Here is an 18728-nt window from a genome sequence, read left to right as displayed (position 1 = left end):
ATAAAATGGGTTTGCTAAAATATGACTATCGAAATTAATAAGTCGGGAAGAACCCGCTTCAAAAATCACTATTCGTCATAACTACTTTGTTATGGCTAATTAATGGTGTTTTGAAGCGGGTTCTTTCTTTTTATTAAAATCCATTTCAGAGAGGAGGAATCTAAAGATGCTCAATAAACAGCAACGGGTACAAGAAACAAGTTTGGAGATCCATTTAACTACATCGTATCCAAAACGCAATATTGTCTTATTGCAAGAAGTAATATTGGCAGCTAAAACATAAACGCTTGCTATATTGTCCTTCGGAAATTTGATACATCCTCTAAAAATGGTAAAATTAGAGTATAAGAAAAATTAATTCATTCGGAGGGAAAAATTATGAAACGTGGTACTTTTAGAAAGAAATCTAATAAATTATTACTTGCGACTTTGGCTCTAGCCGTGGCGACGCCTGTTTACGCTATTCCTGCTCCTTATTCGGTTGCAGAAGCGGCAACGAAAACGACATTTAAAGATGTCCCTAAATCACATTGGGCATATGAATCTATTAAGCAAGTAGCGGAGAAGGGTCTTGTTGCAGGCTATAGTGATGGTACATATAAACCGTCAGCTCAGGTAACACGTGCGGAGTTTGCGACTTTCTTATCACGCGTATTTGATAGCAAAGACCGTACACCAATTAAATTTACGGATGTCGGTTCTTCTCATTGGGCAAATGAAGCTATTCAAGAGGGATTAGCTGTTGGATTCATTAAAGCTAGTGACTTCTCAAATAACAAATTTGAGCCAAACAAAGCGATGACTCGCGGAGAAATGTCTCGTTGGTTAGCAAATGGATTAGCCCATGCTAATGCAGATTACGGCAAAGCAATTGAACAAATGGCGAATTCTAGTCTTACACTTATTCCGATTCCAGAGTTTTATGGCGGCGGGGTAAATAAGAAGGATCTTCCGTACATCGGGGTGGCACTTGGTACTGGCTTGCTATCAGGCTATGAAGATTTCACATTCAAACCAAATGGCAATACAACTCGTGCTGAGGTAGCAACTATCCTTATCCGCTTCATGGATGCTATGAAGAAAGCTCCATCTGAATTTACAGGATTGCAAGAGCTACTTGAGGTTTCTAGCACAGGAACAAATATCTTAACAATCTCTAAGTTCCAAAAAACGAAATATACAGGATATGAAGGTGTTTTAGGAAAGCCACATACTCATTTGAATAAAGGAGTAGCGACAATTGAACGAGCAATAGTGGTAGATACTACTGGTTCTAAGGCTAAAGGAATCTATAAAGATATGTTCTTTAATGGGGAAGCGGAGCCTTATAAGTTAAATAAAGACATTTATTTAGTATTTTACGAATATACATTAGTTCCAAGCCGCGATGTCAGCATGAGAGGTATTGCCGATGGTGCTTTAGAGGGTTATTCATCAACATTTAGTGTTGATAAAGATAAAATCGATCGATTTAAAATACCAGCGCCTGAAGAAGTTTTTAAAAAGGGCGAAAAATATCGATATTGGGCATCAGATCTAATTAATAATAGTTCAGGCACAATTATTAAGGGACGAGCAGATGATAATAGTCTTTACTATTATGAAATTCCACAATAAGGAGTTGACATACTATAGTGAGAGTTCATAAAAAAGAAATAATATATATTATTTCTTTTTTAGCTATATTTATTTTTTGGTTCAATATGGGTGGAACAATTTCTGTATCTGCAGAGCGAATTGAAGTTATCACCGAAAAAGTAGAAATAAGCCCTATTGTACACTGGTGGCAAATCGATAACGGGAATTTTAGAGCGGAGAACTGGAATGGACCAGTTGAAACAACAAATGCTGGGACAGTCGAAAATCCATTTCCGAAAAATACAGATGTTCATGCTCGACTGAATCTACGAGATTATCCAATGCCAAATACCTTTCATAATGTCAACGACGAAGATGACACATATGATGTTTCAGAAGTAAAAGGTATTGAGGGAACGAATCCTCAATGGGGTTCAACAAATGGAAAAACTTATCTTGGTAAGTTTAAAGGCATGTATACAATAGATGTACTCGAAATAAAAGTTGAAACAGGAATAGATTATATACCTGAGATTGTGAAAAAATACGGTGATTCAGGCCCGCCAAAATATAATCCCAAATTCCATGTTGCCTACCCAGTAAAAATGTGGGTTCAGTGGAAGGGATACGTCGAGAAGGGAGGTCCGGGTGGAGGACCAGGTGAAGGACCCTCATGTTCTGTCGATTTTGAACTAGGTCCTGATGGTGGCTCTCAAACAAAAGGATTAACTGAACCCTCACCAAGTGGCAGTATCAGCTCAGATAGCGGTGAGTTTGATGTAGTACAAGGGATTCCGTCATCAGAATACTTGCGTGCAGACGCAAAGAGTGAAGAATACCTGTATGAACAAGACTTTGTACAAAGAACTGGAAACACCGTTTTTAATGGAATACCTGTTAGTAAGACTTTTACTTTAACGTGGACAACGAGACACAAAGATTCTGATGGGGATTATTACTACGTTGACCATTCGGACACTGAAACAGTTGAAGTTGCGATAAGTGGTATAAAGCGGCCATTTTCTTATTGGGAGATCATCACGTATAACATTTGGAAATTGACGCATTCAGAGTTCACCAATTATGCATTGCCTAATGAGTTTTTACGTATCGATGCATTGACGAATGTCACTGCTGATGGAAAGCATAGTGATAACGTGGAGGATCACGTATTCCCACCTGATTGTCCTGATATTACACTTCCATCAGAATCAATTGATGGAGGAAGTTCTAGACCAAGTGTTCCAGATATTACTGGAGAAGCTACTGCAGCTGCAGAAGCGGAAATTGGTGACAATGAAGTAGAAAATGATCGCGCTGAGTTTAAGGGTTCTGTCATCATGGATGATTCTCGTACAACTACAGATGGTCCAACACCTTCAGATGTTCCTGATCCAGGCATGATTGATATGTCAGCAACAGGATTGTTAATCGACCCTTTAAAAACAAACTACTTTGAATCACCAAGCACTGGTAAAGTGTTCTATGAACCTGTATTCTCAATCGATGGTTCCGCTTCAGCAAAGGACTTCCCGTTTGATGTGAATCCAGTAACGGTACATACGCCTGTCGTAATATACTCTAGGGCCTCGGACGATAAGGAACATGACCAACGCATTAAGCCGCCGTTACGTTCTACACCACCAAACCCTGACCAAGATCGACATGCGTTTATACTAGATAGACCGTTTACTGTGTCATTACCAACAGGTGGGCAACACCGCAATATACCTGGTTATGGCAATCGTGATTATTCAAAATACATTAAGATGAAACAAGTTATGTTTCCGTTTGATGTGTATACCGCAACAAAACAAGCATTTTACCCAGCTAATACATGGATTTCTGTTCCAGTTGATATGGAAACAGTAGAGTTTTTCCTCCCAGTTTGGGTACCTGAAAAACAATACACTATCCAGTTTAGAGCGTTTGCGATTAATGCACTACCAAGTGGAGATTTTGGTGGATCTGAGCATCATGCAAACATTACGATTCCGAATCCAGCCTTCAATGTTCCACCAGCAGGTAGTTTATCAGCTGCTCACGTAGCTATTGATTCTATTCAGGTCGATGTAGTGGGCCGCTTATATGATTTCCATGTGACAGATATTTCCGACTACAATTGGAAATCTGTATTTAGACAAGGTGATGGTGTAACACCGACTACTAATTCATACTGGGTGGGATTAAACGGCATCGATGGAGCAAAACGTGGCAACTCAAATCCATTTGTTTTACCTGTACGACATGGTAGCCACCCGAATGGATTCCAAAACGTAGCGGTCAAAACGGGATATAAATTTAAGTTTGATATGAAAACAAAAGGAGATATGGAGAGTATAAATGATGCCATCCGTATTAAACCAACGTTTTATCATGTAACAAGTGACGGAAAGAAACGTCAGGCTGTAGATCTTTATTATCATGATGATAACAACTACTTTGTTAAAATTGGCTCTGATAAAGATAAGACGTATCGTACTGTTTCATTAAATGATACAATGCGAAACGTACCAAAAAATGAAATCACAAATAACGCGCTGCACTACTACAATTTTGCTGATCGTTTCAATTTGAAGGAAACGACAAGTCAATATTATGAAACGGCATTTGCACGTTATTACGCCAAGCATATGTCTAAAGAACCTGTACAGACTGGCCCGTATGGATGGCAAATTCAAAATTGGAAGCTTCGTACTTATAGAGGTCCTTTAGCAAATCAAGTTCCTCCAAATACAATGGTTCCACCAAAAGAAATCGTAACAAAAGAACAAACTTGGTATGGTGAGTACAGTCTGCCAGCTAAACTATACGTGGTGCCAAAGAATGCGAACGTTCAAGAAGCAGGACGTGTAGGGATGCTGAATGAAAATCATCCTCTATTCTTAAAAGACGGCTTCATTATCGTGAATTTTGATATTGATACGATTAATGAGGGCGATCTTAATAATCCGTATCTATCCTATTACAAAGCTCATTACATGAGTCAATGGACGAATATGGAAGGATTTAAGAATAGCTTTGTCGATGGTTATGGTAATACCTTCAATCTACAAGAAGGCGACGTTATCTTCTACCATGCCGATCAATCATCATTAGACGATTTTAAACCGAGTGTTACCCACTAATAAAAGAATGAAAAGCTTAGGATTTAGTTCCTAAGCTTTTTTATTTTCGATAACTAGGTACCCAATGATTAAGATAGTAGGTTGTAGATGGATACTAGATGTTGTAAAGAGCGCTTTTTTCTTTATGAAGAACATACATTCTGTTATAATGGTAATATATACTATAGAAAGGTGGTGTAAGCCAATTCATCTAGAAACTTGTAAATTTTGTTAGAAAGTTTACATTAATAAATGAAAACCTATAACGCTGACTCACCAGCGTGTATGGAGGCTTCGGCACTCCGTAAGCACAGTACCAAGTTGATAAATATACATTGCTGTAACAACTTACAAGTGTACGTGTGCAGTGAGATTAATGTATATGATAAAAAGATGGAACGTTTAAGTAACAACTTACAAGTGTACGTGTGCAGTGAGAAACGTATGGCTCTATTCGATAAATTAATAGCCATGTAACAACTTACAAGTGTACGTGTGCAGTGAGATTCAGCGAAACAGTACGATACGTCTTATCTTTAGTAACAATTTACAAGTGTACGAATGTAGTGAGCGCCGGAATGTCCTGAAATCGAATTACCTCCTGGTCACAACTTCCAAGTGTACGGGTGCAGTGAGATTGTAAAGTGCATCATATGCTGTTTCTGTTGCAGGTCACAACTTACAAAGTGTAGTGTACAATGAGATTGCAAAAATTATCCACTAAGCTTCTGTATCAGTGCAGTAAGATATAGAGTCAAAGCCCATTTTAATTGTTGGAAAAGTCCCAATAAAATTTGTAAGCTGTCACGATATACTTAGGTTTTTCTGGTAAAAAACTATACGCTGACTCACCAGCGTGTATGGAGGCATCGGCACTCCGTAAGCACAGTACCAAGCTGATAGATATACATTGCTGTCGCATCTTACAAGTGTAAGTGTGCAGTGAGACCTTCAGGATCACAAACAAGAATGTCGTCTGTAGTCGCATCTTACAAGTGTACGTGTGCAGTGAGTAAGAGGAAAACGCACCACTTTTTATAACCCTCACAACTACAACTGTACGTATATAAAAGATCAAAACAAAATAAATGAAGTGCGAATGCGAAGTAAACATGAAAATACTAGTCCATTCGCACTTTTTACATTTAAGGAGTGTTTGAATGATTAAAGTGGTTAAAACGATGAAATATGAAATAAAGTATGATAAAGAGCTTTATAATCTTTTAAGCGATATACAACATGCGATTTGGTTAATCAAGAACCGAGCTACAACAGCTGCTTATGATTGGCAACAATTTTCATTTAGTTATAATGAAAGATTTGGTGAATATCCCAAAGAGAAGGACATCATAGGGAAAACCCTTTCGCCTGACGTATATGGCTTTTTAAAAGAAATGGGCTCATTCGTATCATCATCAATTATCGACTCAGCTGTTCAAGAAGCGATCACGAAATTTAAAAACGATAAAGTGAAGATTTTGAAAGGTGAACAGTCCATTCAGATTTACCGTCGTAACGGATCATTTCCAATACGAGCATCTCAATTAAAGGGCTTAACCAAATTAGACAATAAAACATTCAGTGCCAAGCTATCCCTATTATCAAATGAAGGAGCAAAAGAACGTGATTGCAAAGGTCAATTTTTAGTGACGTTAATTACGGGGAATGGAGCTTACGAAATATTGGATCGCGTTATTAACGGAGACTATAAAATGTGTGATAGCCGTATTTACAAACGAAAAAACAAATTTTATCTTTTGCTTACATATAAATTTGAAAAAGAAGCGGAGAAAGTATTAGATGAAAATCGAATAATGGGCGTTGATATTGGAGTCGCTGTGCCAGCAGTACTTGCTATTAATGTAGAGAAATATTATCGCCAATATGTAGGAGATGCTAAAGAAGTAAGTGATTTTGTAGCGCAAATTAATAACCGCAAAAAGCGTTTGCAACGTTCACGTAAATGGGCAGGAGAAGGTAGTCGAGGAAGTGGCCGAAAAAAGTTAATGAAGCCGGTAGATGCAATTTCTGATAAAATCCACAACTATCGTGAGACAAAAAACCATACGTGGTCGCGTTTTATCGTGAATGAAGCGTTGAAAAATGAATGTGGTACTATCCAGATAGAGGACTTAACGGGCATAACAACAGACAATACCTTTTTAAAAGATTGGACATTTTATAGTTTGCAACAGAAAATTATAGACAAGGCCAGAGAGCATGGTATCAAGGTTGTAAAAGTGAAGCCAAATTATACTTCTCAGCGTTGCAATAAATGCGGATTTATCCATAAGGATGTCAAAAAGGAAATATGGCGGCCAACGCAAGCTGATTTTAAATGTCTAAATTGTGGGCATGAGTCGAACGCAGACTTAAATGCAGCACGTAATATTGCCATAAAGGATATTGAGAAAATTATAGAGGATCAATTGAAAGCACAAGAGAAGAAAGTAAAACATGTGGAAGAATATTTAGTGTAATGAATAAATATAAATCTAAGATGACCATTTGGAGTTCCAGTACCATGTAATCTTATTAATAGATTATAAATAGAAGATATTTTCATAAATAGAAAGGTTCTTATGCAAAATACCTTGATTAATCAATGTGTATGGAAGCCGCGGCTCCTTATGTTTGTACAAAAAAGGGAATATATCCATTATTATGATATAATAGAAAGGTAACTAGATAGAGGTTTCAAGTGCGGTTGGCACTCAATTTTCACCTATTTTCCTTAAATGTTTGAGGAGAAAGGAGTTGATGCCAATGACAGTTTTTGAAGGTATGATGATTGCGATAAGTTTTTCAACGCTTATTGTATCCGTACTTGCATTGTCATTTACTTTTACACAAAAAAAGTAAACCGCCACTAAGCCTCGCAAGCATGTGAGATGGTTTACTTTTTCTCATAGCCAATCGCCTTTGAAGCGAATTGTCTTGTTACAAAGACCATTTGGCGTTACCGCGCCAAGTGGTCTTATTTAATTTATATACTACTTCTACAAAAAGTATAACATGGAGGGAATTTTTACACAAATACAAAAAGTTACTCTAACAGTAAGACATTTATAGTTTACATTATGATCAATGGGTAGGAGGAGTAAAATGGTTTCTAAAATGATTGATTTTGGTTGGCGTTTACCCGAAGGATTCAGTAAAAACCTCGGCAATTGCTTTGATATGGTGACAATAGATATTTATGCTACGCCTGATTTTACAGAAAGGCACATCCCTATGTTTCTGAGTGAAGGGGACTATATGTTAGTAACAGCTAAGAGTAAAGATCGTGTGGATTATCGAGAACTCGGACAATTTACTGTATTAGATGGAATATTTAGCGAAGGAGATTACTTTCATAGTTTTTTTATTGCAGAGAATATTTTTGATAACATGAATGGAAAAAAAGTAAAGCTAATTGCATTACTTTATGAGGAAAGAGGTATTATTCACAAATGGAATCCTTTTTTTGAAGAGCTCTTTCTACCGCTTATTCAAGACGATATAAACAAGGGTGTTGATTCACATTGGAGAAGTTTATTAGAGATTCAACAAAACTGTTCTCTTGATTTAGATGTATATGAAATTGTTTTGGCAAATCAGGTTGATTACGAAATAGACGTTGACTGGAATAAAGGAGAAATTTTTACAACCGTAGTTTATTACGCTTTATTAAACCATATTTTTTTGGTAGAGAATGAGAAATATCCAGGGATACCTGGTTCTGCAAGAACGCTTCAGGCTTATAGAGATTTGTATGATGATCATTTAAAAAAACAAGTTGATTTGGACCAATGGAGGGCAAAATATAGACTTAGAGATCCTTGGAGTTAATATCAATTTAGTTAGGCATTCAAAAGACCCCTCTATGTAGATGGGGTCTTTTTAGAAGCGGTATCTCCATTTTATAAATACACCTAGACAAAGCAATATCCAGATAATCAAGTAAGGTTGAATAAGAATATTCCAAGTTATTGTTATAATACGAAAAATATTATCGAATAAAATTGTCATATCTTCTACTTATTCTGTAATTCTGCTACTAGGTCTATACCTTTAGCAGAGATATTAAATTTAAAACCTCCAGTAGGAGTACTAATAATATTGCATAAATAACCTTTTTCTTTTAAAGATTCAAATTTTTCCATCAAATCAGTGGTTTCGAATACTGTTTTTTCTCCTGATTGTTTATGCAAAAGTAAAAGAAGCTCTAGTTCATCTGTTGTTAAATCCATCTAAACATACTCCCCTTAAAATATGTATTTATTTTCTAATTACATTGTTTTATTTTAACCTATTTGGTAGAATAATTACAACTTAATTAATAGCCGGGAAGAACCCGCTTCAAATAAACCATATAACCATGGTCTTTTTAAACATGGTCAAAATGGAATTTGAAGCGGGTTCTTTTTCATTGTAAAAAGGAAGCTTATTTGGCTATCTCCTTGAAAGTTTTAAGGAAAATGGGTTTTTGTACAACAGGAAATTTTTTACCTAAAATAACAGTAAAAAGGGAAGGGAATCTATCATGAATAATAATCTTCTAGGAAGAACTGATGAGAGTGAAGAAGAATTAACGTTAGCTACTTGTTATGGCAGAAAGGTAGATATTTTGAAGCATAGCTTGAATAATTCCAAATATTTAACTTTAGAACAAATACCGCTCTCAGCTAAAGAACGTGAAACGCTCCTAATATCACTCGAATTCGGGATTGAGTTAGTAAAAAGAATGAGGAGGAAACACGAACCGAACGAGGATACTAACGATTAAACAACTACGATCCATTCTTTAAAGAATAAACTAGAAAATTAAAAGAAAGGTGTAATTATGACATTCATTCAAGGTTTAGTGATAGGAATTTTTATTGGTTCTACAATAATGTATTTTTCTTTTCTTATTTCAGAGAAAATTAGGAAAGATTAGTCTGAATAAAGAAATTATTAAAAAAATATACCAGATAGAGATACCAGGTCAATAAAAACGAAATAGAAAGGATGATAAAAATGTTTCTATTACTATCTGAAATCACATCAGATGAGGGGCTGAAAGTAGCTGAACAATTAATCGATCTTATTTTAGCTATATTACCAATCCCTCTTACACTATCTCTCTTTGCCTTCGCATTTAAGATTATAGGCGTTTCAAGGGGGCATAGCCCTTCACCCTCAATTGAAGTGCTACCAAAAATAAATAAACAGGTTTTAAAAGAGCTCCCGGAATGGAAGATCTTTGAAACAGTAAATATAAATTTAAGAAAGAGACTTAAGAATTGGGATAAAAAAACACTTGAAGCACATTGTCCAGAAATTAAGGACATTATTAACTTCAATTTTAAAACATTTAAAGAGTCAACAACGTATCTAAATGAATTTGGCGTTTCAAAAGAAGTTTCTTTTATTTTTCTACAGAATGGCCAGCTGCTTCAAAGAATTGATCAAGATCTTAAAAAACAACCTGGAGGAGAATCCAAGGTATTAATGCAACTTTATATAAAGATGGCTAAAGAGCTGGCTATGATTAGCAAACAATTAGAAGATGCAATGCAGAATCATATGGAGTTATTAAATGTAAATTATTTGAATGAAGAAAAATTGTCAAAACAAGATTACCAAAGAATCATAGAATCTAGAACAAACATGGATAAACCCAACAATACAGACTACGATCCGTTTCACAAATGAGTGATAGCCAAATGGTATGGGAAACAAGAAAATGCCGATTAATGGGCAATTATATATGAAAAGAAAATTAGGAGGATTTCTCATATGAAAAACTTTGAAATAGGGTTTATTCTAGTGGCTGTCGTTTTCGTTTTAGGTCTCTTTGGTTATTTATTCTTTTCACCAGACCCTCTAAGATTTTTTAGCGACTATCCGTTAATTGATTCGATTTCAGTTGATAAAATAAAGCATTTTGAAATAGGTGATGACAAAGCTCTAATTGAAAAAGAAATTGGTGAAGGGTATGAAACAAGTAGCTTAAACGAAGAAGGCATCCGTAGTTCGAAAGTAGTCTATAAAAGGATTGAGAATAATCAGGTAAGGTTAATTAAATTTCATTACACAGATGGAAAGTTGTCCTCTTTAGTTATTAATTAAGAATTGAGAAACAGCATTAAATATTCAGAAGAGAACGAGGGGTAATCGAAAGAAAATGTTCAGTAAAGAAAAGGAGATAAAGATGCAGAAATTGAGTGTTTCAGAAAAGACATTTTTAATTACTTTTAATATAATAGTAAATTTTGCACATTCAGCATTGTTGTATTTAAGTTTGACCTATTATCTTAATGGAGCAATAACTCTAGCTATTATGGGCTTTTTACTTTTATTAATTTTAGTTATTTTTCAGTGTCATCAGATTATAAAATTTGTAGAACGTTGTAAATCAAAATGATAAATGGAATATAAAACTTTTAATAATTACTGAGCAATGTGAGGATTATGTATGGAAAGGAGGGTATTAAGTGAGGGCTATTACAGTGATACTTTCAGTTTCTGCGTTGATATTTACCTTATGGATTGTATTCTTCGGAGATATTACTAGTTTCGAAAAAGTTAAGCAATTATCATACAACTGGATTGCATTCGTTGTTGTAGTTTTAATGTTTTTTGGAGGTTTTTTCTATGCCTTAAAAATAAAATAACCAAATGTGCTTTTTTTAGTATAAGGACGATTTTTGCAGCAACTTTATTTGAAGATTGTTTTACTTTGAAAAGTTGGCAATAAAAAATATGCCAGAGAAAAGGAAGTGTTGTTTTGGACATGGTTTTTCGGATCGCTTTTATCGTTTTTTATTTAGGGATGTTATGCTGGGGTATTTATACTGGAATTTTTGGAAAGGGAGAAGAAAATGATGATTAAAAATCTTCAAAGGATCCATTATTCATGAAATGAATAAACCTTATTTGAATTTAAAAGGGCGTGTAAATATGTTGTTTAGAGATAACGAAGATGCTCTAAAATTTTTGGCAATATTGGCAATATTAAGTCTTGCTAGTTTTGGTGGACTATTCTTTGTAAGTAATACACCACTTAAAAATGATATAGAGGTAGCATCTTTATATGGAAATAAATGTATCAAAGAAAGAAATGGTGCCATTTTAGAAGAGGACCATTCATTAATAATAAAATATACGATGGAATCCGAACGATTTGACATATTTTGTTATAACGAAATGATCACAGATATGAATAGTCAAAATGTCAGTAATATGTGGGAAACAAGATATGCCAATAGCTCTATTGTTAAATGGAATGAAAAAGAATACGTCTTTACAAGACCTGATAAAAGATTAGTTATTACTGATGCCAATGTTAGCACACTATTAAAAGAAAATCGTAATTAGATGGGAGAAGAACGATATGTTAACGGAAAAGGATATTCAATTACTAGAGTATATGGATTATCAAGTTATGAATAATGGGTTCGATGGATGGTTAGGTAATCGAGCTTATGAAAAAGTATTTGAATTTATTGAAATATTAAAGAAAAGAAATTCAGGATTGGACCAACAAGTAGCTTCCATTTTTACTAAAGCTACTGTATCAGGGTTGGGGTATTATCAGCATAAAGATTCAATATTTATTCCTGAAATCAAAGGAATGTGTGATGAATATGAAAAGGAAATCGAAGAATGTAGTAAACAGTACCAGCAACTCGCTAAAGACTTTATGAATAGTTATGGTTTGGAAGATTACCTTACTAAATTCACAAAAAATATTAGAAGTTAAATTAGTTAAAGGTCTTAAAGGGAAAAAAGCTCTTAATAGAATAGTGGAATTATTAGCCGAGGATGCTGGCGAGTGCAATACGGATCTTTGGGATGATAGCGATAAATTGGAGCTTCTAGAAGAAGAATCAAGCACAATAACGTGGACACATGACATCAAAAGTGTAAGTTACGAGCAGCGCTATAGAGTTTACGATTTAATTAATTTCAAAACATTATTTAAAGGAAATCATGAAGAATGTTCAAAATTCATGAAGGACAATAACTTTGCGGATATTGAAGTTGATATTGTAGATGCTTAAAAGAAAGAAAGTGTTCAGTAAATTAAACAATGAAATGGGGTAGTAGTTATGGGAATGTATACAGCATTTAGAGGTAAAGTAATCATTAAGGAACAATATAAAGAATTGGTTGGTTGAATTAATCAATAGTGGTGAATGGGGTATAGCAGTTAATAAATATCCATTTCTAAAAGAATATTACGAAATACAAAGAAGTACCATTATTCCTTACGACATTGAAAGAATAAGCGAACAATTAGATGAAGATGGAGAAATTTACTTAGAACATGATCCATCTGATTGGGCTTCAGATAGTACTTATTTTACTGGTTTAAATGGATTAGAATGGACATTCATTACAAGTTTAAAAGACTATCCAGATAGCGAACATGGCAATAAATCACCAATTGAAACCTTCATTGATGTAGTTCTATCAGAAGTTACTTCCAAAGTCATTACTATACAAGAAGCGTATGAAGAATGGATATATAATGATATTCCGTTCGTCGAGTATGATTTTGACAAAGTAGTAATAAATAAAATCACTCGAAGTTCCTGAACAATTACTGAAAAATATGAGGATAATACACCCTAATGAAGGAGGCTTTCTGTGAGAAATTGGATGACCTTTTATAGCTTTGCTATTACTTTTAGACATGAACATATTAAGAAAGAACGAGTAGTGAGTTGTTATCATACATTAAAATGTGAACGGATATTTTTTTTTGCGAACCAAATGTATAGAGATAAAAAATTCCCTAACGATAGGAATAGTTATATAGAGTTAAAACAATACGTCACTGAAAACTATAGTGAGGATATTGTAATTGGTTTTGAATTAATATGGAAAAAGTACGAGAAAGCAAAGTTAAATGCTTTGAATGAAGCTCATAAAGAAGCTTTAGCATACAACGAAAACTATAGTGGTAAATAATATTGGAAAGATATTGTGCCGTGAAGGTGGGTTACTAATGGATGTACTTCCAAAACGATTGAAAGAATGTAGACAGAATTTAAAAAGCTTTAAGCCTGATTATACACAATCTTACGTTGCCGACATAATAGGTATAGCGAGAACAACATACACAGCTTATGAAAACGGTACAAAATTACCTCCTATTGATACTTTAGCAAGTATAGCACAACTTTTTAATGTCTCAACAGACTATCTAATTGGCAGAACTGACAAGAAAAGACCTTATACAGAAATATTACAAGAGTTTGAAGAAACTCAGGATATTGATAAACAATTATCCTTTTTAAAAGAAAATATTTTAAACACAAATAACTATACTTTTGATGGTCAAACATTATCTAAGGGAGAACGAATAGCACTTAGGGAAACTATAGATTTCAGTCTTCACCTTATAAAGAAAATGAGACAACAATTATGATACTACTGAACACTTTGAGGAAATAATTCTTGAAAGGAAGGGAGATTGAATTATGGATAAAATCGAAAAATTGGAGTTTAAAAGACTCAAACAAAGTACAGGGGGCCATTTTATCACTTTAGATCTGTCCTCTACTGCTACAATAAACCCAATCGACACTTGCTTTAGCCAAAGTGTAATAATGAATGCAATTGTTCCAAAAGATTTTTGGAAAACTAATACCTTATTATTAAAATGGTTTGAAAGAGATAAGGGGAAATAGGATCCTATCAATTTTAATGCGACATCATTTGAATAAAAAGAATGAACTACTAAAAAATAACCGTTATCAATATTTTGAAGATCCTAATGCTGAATGGTATAAAAATTCGCATATATTGGGTTTAGTGCAAGGAGCACGAAAACAAAAACTAAATTATAATATATTAAAAGTAAATTTGGAAGGCATTTGAAAGTCATAACTGCCGCTTCAGCAAAAAAGCTAGCAAGAGCAACTACTCAAATAAAGCCTGTTAACAGCTCGTACCCAGGTAAATAAAGTGAGGTAACCTTTAAGTAGGCTATTTTGAGTAGTGTGAATTTTAAGCCAATTAATAAAGCATAGGTACGATATTCAAATATATGAAAATACTTTTCCCTATATTACACAGCATTTAAGAACATTAAAAAAACTACTAATTTTACTACCACATGGAAACGGATAATCGTTGGACCTGCAATAAAAGAGTATAAATCGATCTAATGAAGGGTCATTGGAGGATTATTAAATTAGATTCAGAAAGTGGGAGAGGAATGAGGTTTCTATTTGTTATATTAACTATTATGTTAATCCCAGTATTTTATGTGGTTGTTCTTAGTTTTCAAGACTCTCAAATTTTAGAAGGTACTATACAACAGAAAAATTTTCAGGAAAAGAAATGCACTCAGGAGCCGACATTTGATCCAGCATTAAATATGGTTATGTTAAAGGAAAATTGTGAGGGCCCGAATTGGACTATAACAATTGATAATAAACAATATCATGTGACGGAACAATTATACAACAAACTAGACATTAATTCATTTTACACGTTTTCTTATCATCCACTTAAAGGTATGTCATTACTTAATGAATAGTTGTGTAGAAATACAAGGAGAAGATGGTACATAAAACAACGAAAGAGAAATATGTTCAATACTAGAAAAGGAGTTTTAATATGAACAAACGTCAAAGAAAAAAGAATCAAAAAAAGTATCTCTCTATTCATGCAGATGAGTTTAATTTACTTACAATGACAGAAGATGAACAAAAAAGAGCTTGGAGAGAATATCTGCAGTTTAGAGAACGACATGCCTATTGCAAAACATACCGGAAATTAAAAGAATTTAAAAAAGTTAATAAAGGAAAGATGATCTATTATCAATTTTCTGTAGGTAATCAAATGAGTAAATTTTTACAAGAAATTTCAATGTTTGGTCGCAAGGAATCAAAGCATTCAGTTACAATAACTCAATCATTAACAGAGAATGAAAAACAGATGTTAAAGACAATCTAAGCAATAGTTGGTGAACAAATGGAGTGTTATGAGAAATATAATAATATCAATGTATAAAGTTCCTAATTACATTGTTTATTTATTAAATATTTGGTAAAATACCAACAACTTAATCTATTAACGGGAAGAACCCGCTTCAAACAAACCATTAAACCATGGTCTTTTTAAACATGGTCAGGTTGGTATTTGAAGCGGGTTCTTTTTTATTTATTTAAAGAAAAGTAGGAGGCTTCATATTGCAAATGAACTTAAAGCCATATCGAGCATTAACTGAAAAAGAGTATGTAAATTTGTTGAATGGATATAGAGAACATCTAATAACAATTGAAAAGTGGACTGAATTTAGGTCCAAGCATTCTAAATTAAGGCTACCAAGTAGTAAAACGTTGATTGATTCGTTTGGGAACTGGAATAACGTTAAAAATGCCTTTGGTTTAAATAGAGAAACAATTAAGAGAATGAAAAAGGCGGAGTACATTGAAATATTAAAACCCCATAAAGCTTATATCCAAACACAATGGATATGGGAAGAATACAGAAAGCAACACGCAGAATTAAAACTCCCTAATTTAGAAACGATCATTAGACATTTTGGTAGTTGGAATAGTATGAAGCAGACAATGGGATTAGAAGTGATAAGACTGACAAATTTGGTGGCATTATCTCCAGCTGAGTATATTGAAAAATTACAACCCTATAAGGAACTTCTTAAAACTCAAGGAGTATGGGACGAACATAGAAGACAACATCCAGAATTAAAACTCCCTAGTATGCAAACTTTATGTGGTCATTTTGGCTCGAAGAAAAAACTAGAGCATGCATTTGGAATTGCTAAGACCATTCAACAAGAACGAGATGAGTATGTAGCTCTTTTATTACCTTACCAACGATACCTTAGAACAACGGCTTGTTGGAATGAATATAGGCAACAACATCCTGATCTAAACCTACCTCATTCCAGAACTTTAGAAAATTGTTTTGACGGATGGACCAACTTGAAACTTGCTATGGGTTTTGATGTGAAAAGAAGAAGAAAGAATAAAAGCAAGAAAGATACTTATATGGTGCTTTTGCAGTCACATAAAGACCATCTTGTAACGGTTAGAGGGTGGGATGAATATAGAAAGAACCATCCAGAATTGGAGCTACCGAGTAGCCAGGTATTAAGAAAAGTTTTTGGTGGGTGGAATAGTTTGAAATTAACTTTAGAAGTTAAGGTGAAAAGTTTTGAAAATCTTGGTATTAAAGAGTATCTGCAGCCACATAAAAGCCATCTTAAAACCGTTAGAAGCTGGGATGATTATCGAAGACTCAATCCGAATTTGAAGCTGCCAAGTAGTCAGACATTAAGGAAATATTATAAATCTTGGACAAATGTAAAAGATTTATTTGAATAACAATCTAAAGAAGAATGGAATTATAAAAATGATTTTTAAAAAAGTGAACTTAATAGCTAAAGCTACTAAAAGCAGAACAACAAAAGAGATTTGTTATGTTTCTACGATATTTAAACAAAATGTCTTAATAAATGCATATGGAGATTTTGAAGTAAATGACCAGGATTATGATGTAAATTTAAAGCTTGATATTCCAGTCCATACCTTCGAATCGTTTATAAATGCATTGGTGGAGCTAAGAGGGGATTTTGAAGTAGCGTGTGCTTATTCAAAAGAGCCAATTACTCATGAAAACCGTCCGAGCAACAACGATATAGTAGGTGACAAGAGTTATTCATTTGCTTATTGGGAGTCAATTCATAAGAATGTCTTGTATTCGAATTATAAAGAAGCAAATGTATTCATTTATTTAAGTGAATTTGAACGTTTTGCTAATTTATATGTTTATCTTAAGAGAAATAATTAGAATACTAATTTTAGTTTTTTTAGGTTTGATAAAAAGTGAAAAATAAAAAGTTACCCGTTTTATTATTATGACTTTTGGTAATCCTCATTAATATTATTGTAAAAGCAACTGTTATAAGCAGTATAATTCTTTTTCTGCTCTCATACATAGTGGAGATTACACCAGGCATTGTCTATGGTACATTAGCATTCACTCTGGTTTTAGCTTTTGCGATCAATTTTAAATTTGAAAACAAAATATTTACGAAATTGAACGAAGTTTTTCTTCAAAAATGATTTTAATTCAATTTAAATATTTGACCTAATTGTAAGTATGTAGATTATTCGGAAGAACATGTTCTTTAAAAATATAAATATGAGGTGCGTGAAAATGGTAACTAAGAAACTTTTTGGAAATAAGTTATCTATACGAAAAACAAAACCATCTTTAGAAGATCAAAAACTTGAGTTAAGATTCAAAGCCGAACAACTAGGGTTTGACGTTGTTGAGCAAGATGAAGTGTTAAATGCATTGTATTTTACAGAGCAATTAAACAAACTAATTACAGAACAGCAAACAGCTTCAACTTACAAAAATAATGAGGATCTTACAAAATTACCTTTAGAATATTTAGAAACAGAATTAACAAGAATTATGTATCACGCATTTACGTTATTAAGAGCATTGTCATGGTCAGTAAAAAACGGTCCGTTCTATACAGCAATGTATGCAAATGCAGTCACAGGGTTTATTTCAGACACACTTCATAATGCGCCGAGTTTGTTGAGGGGAAAACTTTTTGCCGAAGATAATGATGAAGTCAAAAAATTAAGATTAGCTAACATAATTCTTGAATATGTAAGTTTATTAACAGTCTTAAAAGAACACTTAGAACAAACGAAATTAGATGGAAAAATCCGAGATGATATGTGGCATTATTACACTAGATTTCATCTGACAGATTATTAGAATTATTAATTTCATGAGAATCACTAGTTAAAGGAAGATGTAAAGGGGTTCTGGAGCTCTTTTTCCGACTAGTTCTTTGAGAATTCTATTCTTAACAAGGCACAAGCAGAAGAACATACAACATATTCTAAATTACTTTGGCTATATGAAAAATGGAGTGAAGGATTTTCCATATTTATTAGTTATTGAACAATGGAAATATACAGTAACAGGGGGGAAGTGGAGATGTTCGAAAAACATAAACTCAAATGGAAGTTTAGCCGATTGAGAGCAGAATTGGAGAAAGACACTAAC

The 18728-nt window shown here is 33.7% G+C and carries 22 protein-coding genes; 21 read left to right on the top strand and 1 reads right to left on the bottom strand.

What is annotated here, in order from left to right:
- The first annotated feature begins 378 nt into the window (after positions 1-378).
- The 5 genes from HCH28_RS18145 (at position 379) to HCH28_RS18125 (ending at position 8516) form a co-directional block, all read left to right on the top strand.
- Entirely contained in the window at positions 379-1617 is a 1239-nt protein-coding gene (locus HCH28_RS18145; RefSeq protein ID WP_221682501.1) for an S-layer homology domain-containing protein, read from the top strand.
- A 17-nt stretch (positions 1618-1634) separates the two neighbouring features.
- Positions 1635-4706, top strand: a complete 3072-nt coding sequence (locus tag HCH28_RS18140; RefSeq protein ID WP_221682500.1) for a DUF5704 domain-containing protein — start codon at positions 1635-1637, stop codon at positions 4704-4706.
- Between the two features lie 1139 nt (positions 4707-5845).
- Positions 5846-7165, top strand: a complete 1320-nt coding sequence (locus tag HCH28_RS25140) for an RNA-guided endonuclease InsQ/TnpB family protein (RefSeq protein ID WP_255601679.1) — start codon at positions 5846-5848, stop codon at positions 7163-7165.
- 286 nt (positions 7166-7451) lie between these two features.
- Positions 7452-7547 (top strand): putative holin-like toxin, encoded by a 96-nt coding sequence (locus HCH28_RS18130; protein WP_221682499.1) that lies wholly within the window; start codon positions 7452-7454, stop codon positions 7545-7547.
- Positions 7548-7790: 243 nt separating this feature from the next.
- Positions 7791-8516: a hypothetical protein gene (locus tag HCH28_RS18125; protein ID WP_221682498.1), complete on the top strand. Its 726-nt coding sequence runs from the start codon at positions 7791-7793 to the stop codon at positions 8514-8516.
- A gap of 185 nt (positions 8517-8701) precedes the next feature.
- Here HCH28_RS18125 and HCH28_RS18120 read toward each other — a convergent pair whose 3' ends face one another.
- Positions 8702-8917, bottom strand: coding sequence for a hypothetical protein (locus HCH28_RS18120; protein WP_221682497.1), 216 nt, complete (start codon positions 8915-8917; stop codon positions 8702-8704).
- A gap of 293 nt (positions 8918-9210) precedes the next feature.
- Between HCH28_RS18120 and HCH28_RS18115 the strand changes: the two genes are divergently transcribed.
- From HCH28_RS18115 to HCH28_RS18040, 16 genes are all read left to right on the top strand, one after another.
- On the top strand, positions 9211-9453 hold the full coding sequence (locus HCH28_RS18115; RefSeq protein WP_221682496.1) for a hypothetical protein: 243 nt from the start codon (positions 9211-9213) through the stop codon (positions 9451-9453).
- Between the two features lie 233 nt (positions 9454-9686).
- A complete protein-coding gene (locus HCH28_RS18110) occupies positions 9687-10364 on the top strand; it encodes a hypothetical protein (RefSeq protein ID WP_221682495.1) in 678 nt (225 codons plus the stop codon).
- An 84-nt stretch (positions 10365-10448) separates the two neighbouring features.
- Positions 10449-10781, top strand: a complete 333-nt coding sequence (locus HCH28_RS18105; RefSeq protein ID WP_221682494.1) for a hypothetical protein — start codon at positions 10449-10451, stop codon at positions 10779-10781.
- A 365-nt stretch (positions 10782-11146) separates the two neighbouring features.
- A complete protein-coding gene (locus HCH28_RS18100) occupies positions 11147-11326 on the top strand; it encodes a hypothetical protein (RefSeq protein ID WP_221682493.1) in 180 nt (59 codons plus the stop codon).
- A gap of 247 nt (positions 11327-11573) precedes the next feature.
- Positions 11574-12029 carry a hypothetical protein gene (locus HCH28_RS18095; protein ID WP_221682492.1) on the top strand — a complete coding sequence of 152 codons (456 nt, stop codon included), beginning with the start codon at positions 11574-11576 and terminating at the stop codon, positions 12027-12029.
- 16 nt (positions 12030-12045) lie between these two features.
- Entirely contained in the window at positions 12046-12414 is a 369-nt protein-coding gene (locus HCH28_RS18090) for a DMP19 family protein (RefSeq protein WP_221682491.1), read from the top strand.
- Entirely contained in the window at positions 12365-12715 is a 351-nt protein-coding gene (locus HCH28_RS18085) for a hypothetical protein (protein WP_221682697.1), read from the top strand. The genes HCH28_RS18090 and HCH28_RS18085 overlap by 50 nt, the downstream gene beginning before the upstream one ends.
- 109 nt (positions 12716-12824) lie before the next feature.
- The gene (locus HCH28_RS18080) at positions 12825-13253 is read left to right on the top strand and encodes a hypothetical protein (protein ID WP_221682490.1); all 429 of its coding nucleotides are present in this window, start codon (positions 12825-12827) and stop codon (positions 13251-13253) included.
- A 51-nt stretch (positions 13254-13304) separates the two neighbouring features.
- Entirely contained in the window at positions 13305-13628 is a 324-nt protein-coding gene (locus HCH28_RS18075; RefSeq protein ID WP_221682489.1) for a YozE family protein, read from the top strand.
- A 37-nt stretch (positions 13629-13665) separates the two neighbouring features.
- Complete coding sequence (locus HCH28_RS18070; protein WP_221682488.1) at positions 13666-14088, top strand: helix-turn-helix domain-containing protein; 423 nt, start codon at positions 13666-13668, stop codon at positions 14086-14088.
- Between the two features lie 52 nt (positions 14089-14140).
- Positions 14141-14350 carry a hypothetical protein gene (locus HCH28_RS18065; RefSeq protein WP_221682487.1) on the top strand — a complete coding sequence of 70 codons (210 nt, stop codon included), beginning with the start codon at positions 14141-14143 and terminating at the stop codon, positions 14348-14350.
- 530 nt (positions 14351-14880) lie between these two features.
- On the top strand, positions 14881-15204 hold the full coding sequence (locus HCH28_RS18060; protein WP_221682486.1) for a hypothetical protein: 324 nt from the start codon (positions 14881-14883) through the stop codon (positions 15202-15204).
- A gap of 80 nt (positions 15205-15284) precedes the next feature.
- A complete protein-coding gene (locus tag HCH28_RS18055) occupies positions 15285-15623 on the top strand; it encodes a hypothetical protein (RefSeq protein ID WP_221682485.1) in 339 nt (112 codons plus the stop codon).
- A 236-nt stretch (positions 15624-15859) separates the two neighbouring features.
- The gene (locus HCH28_RS18050) at positions 15860-17020 is read left to right on the top strand and encodes a hypothetical protein (protein WP_221682484.1); all 1161 of its coding nucleotides are present in this window, start codon (positions 15860-15862) and stop codon (positions 17018-17020) included.
- A 28-nt stretch (positions 17021-17048) separates the two neighbouring features.
- The gene (locus HCH28_RS18045; protein ID WP_221682483.1) at positions 17049-17486 is read left to right on the top strand and encodes a hypothetical protein; all 438 of its coding nucleotides are present in this window, start codon (positions 17049-17051) and stop codon (positions 17484-17486) included.
- A 369-nt stretch (positions 17487-17855) separates the two neighbouring features.
- Positions 17856-18434 carry a hypothetical protein gene (locus HCH28_RS18040; RefSeq protein ID WP_221682482.1) on the top strand — a complete coding sequence of 193 codons (579 nt, stop codon included), beginning with the start codon at positions 17856-17858 and terminating at the stop codon, positions 18432-18434.
- Positions 18435-18728 lie beyond the last annotated feature (294 nt).

The sequence above is a fragment of the Lysinibacillus sp. K60 genome, assembly GCF_019731275.1.
Classification (GTDB): domain Bacteria; phylum Bacillota; class Bacilli; order Bacillales_A; family Planococcaceae; genus Lysinibacillus; species Lysinibacillus capsici.
The sequence above is the reverse complement of the archived record's forward strand: the minus strand, read 5'-3'. Positions and strand labels throughout refer to the sequence as shown.